Genomic DNA, 7069 nt, shown 5'->3' on the forward strand with positions numbered 1-7069 from the left:
CTGGCCGCCGCTTCGGAAGGGAACCCGGTAAATCAAAAACAAGAGCCAAAGCTAAGCAACAACAACGGCAACCGCCAAGGCACAGCAACAGCAGAAGCGACGGCAACTGCCAAGGCGACCGCCACAGCAAACCGCGCCTTGATCATGTTGCCGTTCGGCGACCGCACGCCATACGTTGTAGCGTGCGCGTGCACCCAGGCTCAATGCCGGCAACGCCGCCGATGCCGGCGCCAGTTCCACAGGTGCGCACTGGCCAACGCCAGGCTGCCGCTCACCGTCATCGCGGTCTCGCTGGCCTCGTCGGGAATGCCGAAAGCGCCGGCCAGCAGACCGAGCAGGCCCAGTGCCGCCAGCGTCCACAGCGGCCAGGGCAGCGCATCGCGCCGGTGCCCGCGCCACAGCGCCAGCCCCGCCAACGGCGCGGCGATGGCCACGAACACCACGTGCACCCACTCGGCCTCGGCCCAGACGCCGAACAACGGCAGCGCCGCGGCCAGCAACGGCAACGCCAGGCAGTGCAGCAGACACAGCCCGGACAACACCATCGCCGAGGCGTCGAAGAAGGATTGCGGCAGGGATTTCATGGACGTCCACTCCAATGCTTCAAATGTTATATAGTAACATTTCTAGCCCGCCACGCCTCCGCGCCGATGCTCGCCATGTCCAACGCCGCCATTTCCGATCGCCGCCTCCCCGTCACCGTCCTGTCTGGCTTCCTGGGTGCCGGCAAGACCACCCTGCTCAACCGCGTGCTGCACAACCGCGATGGGCGCCGGGTGGCGGTGATCGTCAACGACATGAGCGAGGTCAACATCGACGCGGCGCTGATCCGCGACGGCGGCGCCGCGCTCAGCCGCACCGAAGAGACCCTGGTCGAGTTCAGCAACGGCTGCATCTGCTGCACCCTGCGCGACGACCTGCGCCAGGAGGTGCAGCGCCTAGCCGAGAGCGGCCGCTACGACTACCTGCTGATCGAATCCACCGGCATCTCCGAACCCATGCCGGTGGCGGCCACCTTCGCTGTGCGCGATGCCGACGGCCGCGGCCTGGCCGACGTCGCGCGCCTGGACACCATGCTCACCGTGGTCGACGGGGTCAGCTTCCTGCGCGACTTCGGCTCGGCCGAGCGCCTGGCCGACCGCGGCCTGCAGGCCGGGGACGACGACGAGCGCGGGCTGGTCAACCTGCTGGTGGAGCAGATCGAGTTCGCCGACGTGATCGTCATCAGCAAGGCCGACCTGACCGATACGGTCACGCTCGACCGCACCCGCGCGGTGCTGCGCGCGCTCAACCGCGATGCGCGCATCGTCGAGGCCAGCCGCGGCGACGTGCCGCTGGAGCTGGTGCTGGACACCGGCCGCTTCGACTTCGTGCGCGCGCAGCTGGCGCCGGGCTGGATGCAGGCGCTGCGCGGCGAGCACGCGCCGGAGACCGAACAGTTCGGCATCGAAAGCTTCGTCTATCGCGCGCGCCGGCCGTTCCATCCGCTGCGCTTCGCGCGGCTGGCGCAGCGCGGGCTGCGCGACGTGATCCGCAGCAAGGGCTTCTTCTGGCTGGCCAGCCGCATGGACTGGGTCGGCGAGCTGTCCATCGTCGGTGCGGCCACCCAGACCCAGGCCGCCGGCTTCTGGTATGCGGCGCGCGAGCGCGTGGATCGCGGCCTGCTGGATACCCCGCTGGCGTTGCCGCCGTCGCCGCTGCCGTATACCGAGCTGGGCTGGCAGCGCCAGCAGACCGCGTGCTGGAACGCGCCGCCGCCGCAGGCCGAGGAGGTTGGCGATGCGCGCGAGTACGCGGCGCTGCGGGCGATGTGGCATCCGCTGTGGGGCGATCGCCGCCAGGAACTGGCGGTGATCGGCGTCGGCCTGGACACGGCGCGGGTGCGTGCCGAACTCGATGCCTGCCTGCTCGACGATGCCGAACTGCGGCAGGGGCCGGTGGTGTGGCAGGGCTTGGAAGATCCGTTTCCGGTGTGGAGGCGCTGAAGGGCCGGGAATGGGGAATCGGGAGTGGGGAATCGTAAGAGCGGGGTGCGGGTGCTGATGGTTCGTTGCCTGCGCCAGGGCGCCCCACCGTGATTCCGGTGCCGTTGCTCGATTTGCGGCGGTCCGTCTCCAGCCTGGATGCGCTGAGGCGGGTGGGATGCGGAAGTCGCGCGTCGATGCGCAGGCGCGCTGTGGGCTAGACGCGCGTGCCCATCGCGATCAGGACGATCGCCGGCACCGCCAGCAGCAGGCCGAGGCGGTTCCAGCGGTTGGTGCGTTCGCCGAACACGGCGATGCCGAGCAGGGTACCCAGGCCGATCACACCCAGGTTCATCGCCGCGAACACGCTGGCCGGGCTGTCCGGCAGGGCCTGGTGCGCGCGCACGTAGAACAGGATGTTGCCGAAGTTGAGCGCGCCCAGCAGCAGGCCGGCGCCGAGGTTGCGCCAGGCCGACGGGACGGTGCCGCGCAGGTGGCGCCACAGTTGCACGCCCAGCAGCAGCACGAAAGCCAGCGCGAAGGCGACCAGCAGCGAGGCGGCGAACGGTGTGCCGGCCTGGGCGATGCGCTTGAGCAGCACGTCGATCGCGGCGAAGCCGACCCATACCAGCAGCAGCCACGGCGCGGTGCGTGCGGTGCTGTGCGCGGCCGCCTGCGGCCGCTGCACGATGCCGACGATCGCCAGCAGGCCCAGCGCCAGGCCGGCCAGCTTGGCGCCGTTGGCGCGTTCGCCGAACCAGAGGAAGGCCGCCGCCAGCGACAGCAGCAGCGACAGCCGCTGCGCCGCGTCGGTGCGCACGATGCCGGCGTTGGCCACCGCGCGGCCCAGCACCAGGAACAGGCTCGGCAGCAACACGCCCAGCGCCAGCAGCGACACCCACGGCGTGTGCGCATCGCCCAGTGCGGCCAGCGGCGGCTGCAGCAGGGCGGCGCACAGCAGCAGCGCCGCCAGGTAGTTCCAGGTCACCGCCTGGGCCAGGTCGATGCGCCGCTGCGGCGCCAGCTTCAGCAGCGCCGAGACCAGCACGCTGCACACCACACTCAACAGGACGAAGACCACACGCAGGATCCGGATCGGGAGGAAAAAGAACGCTGCGTGCACCGCTTCGGCATGTGGCCGCGACCCAGCCCCGGTATTATGACCGCATGACCTCTCCCGCTTTCCCCACCGCTTCCGGCGCACTGACGCTGCAAGGCCCCGCCGGCCCGATCGAGGCCGCGGTCGATCTGCCCGACGCCGACGTCGCCGCGCTGCCGGTCACCGCCATCGTCTGCCATCCGCTGTCCACCGAGGGCGGCAGCATGCACAACAAGGTGGTGACCATGGTCGCGCGCGCGCTGCGCGAGCTGGGCGTGCGCGTGGTGCGCTTCAACTTCCGCAGCGTCGGCGCGTCTGCCGGCAGCTTCGACCACGGCGACGGCGAGCAGCAGGACCTGGCCGCGGTGGCCGCCTGGGTGCGCGATCAGCGTCCGCACGACGCGCTGTGGCTCGCAGGTTTCAGCTTCGGCGCCTACGTCTCGCTGCGCGCCAGCGCCGCGCTGCAGCCGCAGGTGCTGATCTCGATCGCGCCGCCGGCCGGGCGCTGGGATTTTTCCGGCATGGCGCCGCCGCCGCAGTGGCTGGGGATCCAGGGCGAGGCCGACGAGATCGTCGACCCGCAGGCCGTGTACGACTGGCTGGACACTTTGGAGGCGCAACCGCAACTGGTGCGCATGCCCGACACCAGCCATTTCTTCCATCGCAAGCTGATCGATCTGCGCGGCGCGTTGCAGCACGCGGTCAAGGCCTGGCTGCCGGCGGCACAGGCGTGAGCGCGGCGGCATTGCCGTCGCAGCGCTACGCCGAAGGCGTGGCGCGCGGCGACTGGCGCGACGATCCGGCGCAGCAGGCGGCGCTGGCCGAACTGGACCGCATCCATACCGCGATCGTGGACGGCGACCAGGAGGGCTGGCTGGACCGGCTGTCGGCGTTCTGGAAGAAGCCCGAGCCGGTGCGCGGGCTGTATTTCTGGGGCGGGGTCGGCCGCGGCAAGACCTTCCTGGTCGATCTGTTCTACGACGGCCTGCCGATCGCGCGGAAGTACCGCACGCATTTCCACCGCTTCATGCGCGGCGTGCACGAGCGCCTGCGCGAGCACGCCGGGCAGAGCGATCCGCTGGCGAAGATCGCGCAGGAGTGGCGCAGCCGGCTGCGCGTGCTGGTGCTGGACGAGTTCTTCGTCACCGACATCGGCGATGCGATGCTGCTGTCGCGCCTGCTCGAGCGCCTGTTCGCCGAGGGCGTGACCCTGGTCACCACCTCCAACACCGCGCCGCAGAACCTGTACCTCAACGGCCTGCAGCGCGAGAGCTTCCTGCCGGCGATCGGCTTGCTGCAGACCTATTGCGTGGAGCTGTACGCCGAGGGCGCCGAGGACTACCGCATGCGCGCGCTGACCCGTTCGCCGGTGTACCGCGCGCCGCTGGCCGAGGACAGCGATGCCTGGCTGGGCGAGCGCTGGGGCGCGCTGACCGGCAATGCCGAGGCGCGCCGCGGCAACATCGAACTGGAAGGGCGCAAGATCCCGGTGCGTGCGCGCGGCAAGAGCATCGTCTGGTTCGATTTCGTCGCCTTGTGCGAAGGCCCGCGCGGTCCCAGCGACTACATCGAGATCGCGCACGAGTTCACCACCGTGCTGCTCGGCGGCATCCCGCACTTCGACCGCATGAACGAGGATGCGGCGCGGCGCTTCGTCAACCTGATCGACGAGCTGTACGACCGCCACGTCAACCTGGTCTGCACCGCGCAGGATCCGCCGCCGCTGCTGTACACCGGCGAGCGCCTGGCCGGTGCGTTCGAGCGCACCGCCTCGCGCCTGATCGAAATGCAGAGCGCCGAGTACCTGGCGGCAGCGCACCGGGTCTGAGCGCAGAGCCGATGTCCGCGGCGTGCGCTCAGCGCACCGCGCCGGGCGCACACAGCCCGGCGACGAAGCGCGGCATCAGGCCTGCGCCGGCGATCTCTTCCAGGTAGGCGGCCGCCGGACAACCGGCGCCGCCTGCGCTGTGCGCGCAGCGGGCCGGCCCGGACGCGCCGTCCTGCGGCAACTGCCGATCCATGGCCTGGCGCTGCGCCGCGGACAGCCCATCGCGAAACGTCTCCTCGGCATCGAGCAGATCGGCCGGGGTGAGCCGGTCGGTCGGCACGCCGGGGCACTGGCGACGGGTTTCCCGGGCCAGCGCGTCGGCGCCGGCACCGATCAGCACCGGGCCGTCGGGCAGGGTGTTGGGCACGGCCTTGGGCACGATGGGGGCAGCGCCTAGCGCGGCCAGCAGCAGGAACGATGCGCGCATGCGGAAGCTCCTCGAGTTGCGCGCAGCGTCGTCCTGCGTCGCTCGCAGCACAAGGGGGAGGGCGGCCGGCTTCAGCGAGGAGTAGGCAGGTCAAAAATATCGCTTGCTATTAAATCGCGCGCTATGTAATGTGGTGCCCATGGACCGTACCTCTGCCCCCGACGCCACCGCCCTGCTGAAGCTGGATACCCAGCTGTGCTTCGCGCTGTATTCGGCCAACCTGGCCATGCACAAGCTCTACCGCGGGCTGCTGCGCGACCTCGGCCTGACCTATCCGCAGTACTTGGTGATGCTGGTGCTGTGGGAGCAGGACCAGCGCAGCGTCTCGGACATCGGCGAGAAGCTGTTCCTGGATTCGGCCACGCTGACCCCCTTGCTCAAGCGCCTGGAGGCGATCGGTCTGCTGACCCGCAGCCGCGCCGCCGAGGACGAGCGCCGCGTGCTGATCGCGCTGACCGCCGACGGCCAGGCGCTGCGCGCGCGCGCGCAGGCGGTGCCGGAAGGCGTGCTGTGCGCGGTCGCCTGCGACCTGCAGCAACTGACCCGGCTCAAGCACGACCTGGAAGAGGTCCGCGGCAAGCTGCAGGCTGCGGCCTGACCGATTCCCGTCCCGATCGCGCATTTCCCTCTACGCATTTCCCTCTACCCCATGGCGCCGCGGCGCCGCCCTCGAAGGAGAACCACCATGGCTTCACCGACCACCATCGCCTACACCGCCACTGCCACCGCCACCGGGGGCCGCGACGGCCGCGCCGCCACCCCGGACAAGGCGCTGGACGTCAAGCTGTCGACCCCGCGCGAACTCGGCGGCGCCGGCGGCGACGGCACCAACCCGGAGCAGCTGTTCGCGGCCGGCTACTCGGCCTGCTTCATCGGTGCGCTGAAGTTCGTCGCCGGGCAGGAGAAGGTGGCGCTGCCGGCCGAGACGAGCATCGAGGGTCATGTCGGCATCGGCCAGATCCCGGGCGGCTTCGGCATTGCCGTGGAACTGCGCATCGCCGCGCCGGGCCTGGAGCGTGCGACGCTGGAATCGCTGGTGGAGAAGGCGCACCAGGTGTGCCCGTACTCCAACGCCACCCGCGGCAACATCGACGTCAAGCTGGTCGTGCTCGACTGAGCCAGCGCGATGTCCGGGCCGGCGCCTGCGCCGGTCCAGGGCGACACACGACGGGCGGCCAGTGGCCGCCCGTTCGCGTTGTGGGCGCGGCGCGTGTTGCCACGCACATTGAGACCACCCCGCGGGGGTGCAATAGTGTGAGCTTGATCAAATCGGGCGCGCCATGCTCAGTTCCGCCTACAACGCCGAGACCGTCGCCGCCTTCATCCAGGGCGCACGCCGTCTGCTGGTGCTGACCGGTGCCGGCATGTCCGCCGAGAGCGGGGTACCGACCTTCCGTGGCCAGGACGACAGCCTGTGGTCGCGCTTCGATCCCGAGCAACTGGCCACCGAGGACGCCTGGCGTGCCGACCCCGCCCTGGTCTGGGGTTGGTACCGCTGGCGCATGGCGATCGTGGCGCAGGCCCAGCCGCACGCCGGGCACCTGGCGCTGGCACGCCTGGCCGAGGTCCGCCACACCACCCTGGTGACCCAGAACGTGGACGACCTGCACCAGCGTGCCGGCAGCGAGGTCGCCGCGCACGTGCACGGCCGGCTGTCGGCGCTGCGCTGCAGCGACTGCGGCCAGCCCTGGCGCGGCTTGCTGCCGCCGATCGACGTGCACACGCCCAGCCAGCGCCTGGTGCCGCCGGTG

General features: G+C 70.5%; 9 protein-coding genes. 6 read left to right on the forward strand and 3 right to left on the reverse strand.

Annotated features, from left to right (window positions below; translation table 11 throughout):
- Positions 1-200 precede the first annotated feature (200 nt).
- Positions 201-584, reverse strand: a complete 384-nt coding sequence (locus D588_RS0104260) for a MerC domain-containing protein (RefSeq protein WP_017911918.1) — start codon at positions 582-584, stop codon at positions 201-203.
- 75 nt (positions 585-659) lie between these two features.
- Here D588_RS0104260 and D588_RS0104265 point away from each other — a divergent pair, with 75 nt between their 5' ends.
- Positions 660-1985: a GTP-binding protein gene (locus tag D588_RS0104265; RefSeq protein WP_026143363.1), complete on the forward strand. Its 1326-nt coding sequence runs from the start codon at positions 660-662 to the stop codon at positions 1983-1985.
- Positions 1986-2181: 196 nt separating this feature from the next.
- Here D588_RS0104265 and D588_RS0104270 read toward each other — a convergent pair whose 3' ends face one another.
- Positions 2182-3045 carry a membrane protein gene (locus tag D588_RS0104270; protein ID WP_026143364.1) on the reverse strand — a complete coding sequence of 288 codons (864 nt, stop codon included), beginning with the start codon at positions 3043-3045 and terminating at the stop codon, positions 2182-2184.
- A gap of 86 nt (positions 3046-3131) precedes the next feature.
- Between D588_RS0104270 and D588_RS0104275 the strand changes: the two genes are divergently transcribed.
- Both D588_RS0104275 and zapE read left to right on the forward strand, forming a co-directional pair.
- Positions 3132-3797, forward strand: coding sequence for a CocE/NonD family hydrolase (locus D588_RS0104275; protein WP_017915095.1), 666 nt, complete (start codon positions 3132-3134; stop codon positions 3795-3797).
- Entirely contained in the window at positions 3794-4891 is a 1098-nt protein-coding gene (gene zapE / locus D588_RS0104280) for a cell division protein ZapE (RefSeq protein WP_017915096.1), read from the forward strand. Before D588_RS0104275 ends, zapE begins: the two co-directional genes overlap by 4 nt.
- Before the next feature lie 28 nt (positions 4892-4919).
- Here zapE and D588_RS0104285 read toward each other — a convergent pair whose 3' ends face one another.
- The gene (locus tag D588_RS0104285; RefSeq protein WP_017915097.1) at positions 4920-5318 is read right to left on the reverse strand and encodes a hypothetical protein; all 399 of its coding nucleotides are present in this window, start codon (positions 5316-5318) and stop codon (positions 4920-4922) included.
- A gap of 139 nt (positions 5319-5457) precedes the next feature.
- Between D588_RS0104285 and D588_RS0104290 the strand changes: the two genes are divergently transcribed.
- The 3 genes from D588_RS0104290 to D588_RS0104300 all read left to right on the forward strand — a co-directional run.
- The gene (locus tag D588_RS0104290) at positions 5458-5916 is read left to right on the forward strand and encodes a MarR family transcriptional regulator (protein ID WP_017908250.1); all 459 of its coding nucleotides are present in this window, start codon (positions 5458-5460) and stop codon (positions 5914-5916) included.
- Positions 5917-6003: 87 nt separating this feature from the next.
- Positions 6004-6435, forward strand: coding sequence for an organic hydroperoxide resistance protein (locus tag D588_RS0104295; protein WP_017908249.1), 432 nt, complete (start codon positions 6004-6006; stop codon positions 6433-6435).
- A gap of 163 nt (positions 6436-6598) precedes the next feature.
- A partial coding sequence (locus D588_RS0104300) for a Sir2 family NAD-dependent protein deacetylase (RefSeq protein WP_017915098.1) occupies positions 6599-7069 on the forward strand: 471 nt, incomplete at its 3' end.

The organism is Xanthomonas sp. SHU 308 (assembly GCF_000364645.1).
Lineage (GTDB): Bacteria > Pseudomonadota > Gammaproteobacteria > Xanthomonadales > Xanthomonadaceae > Xanthomonas_A > Xanthomonas_A sontii.

Bases quoted from the DNA above. Each gene is read 5' to 3' on its own strand.
- D588_RS0104295 (WP_017908249.1), top strand. From the start codon at position 6,004: ATGGCTTCACCGACCACCATCGCCTACACCGCCACTGCCACCGCCACC.
- D588_RS0104275 (WP_017915095.1), top strand. From the start codon at position 3,132: ATGACCTCTCCCGCTTTCCCCACCGCTTCCGGCGCACTGACGCTGCAA.
- D588_RS0104285 (WP_017915097.1), bottom strand. From the start codon at position 5,318: ATGCGCGCATCGTTCCTGCTGCTGGCCGCGCTAGGCGCTGCCCCCATC.
- D588_RS0104290 (WP_017908250.1), top strand. From the start codon at position 5,458: ATGGACCGTACCTCTGCCCCCGACGCCACCGCCCTGCTGAAGCTGGAT.
- D588_RS0104265 (WP_026143363.1), top strand. From the start codon at position 660: ATGTCCAACGCCGCCATTTCCGATCGCCGCCTCCCCGTCACCGTCCTG.
- D588_RS0104260 (WP_017911918.1), bottom strand. From the start codon at position 584: ATGAAATCCCTGCCGCAATCCTTCTTCGACGCCTCGGCGATGGTGTTG.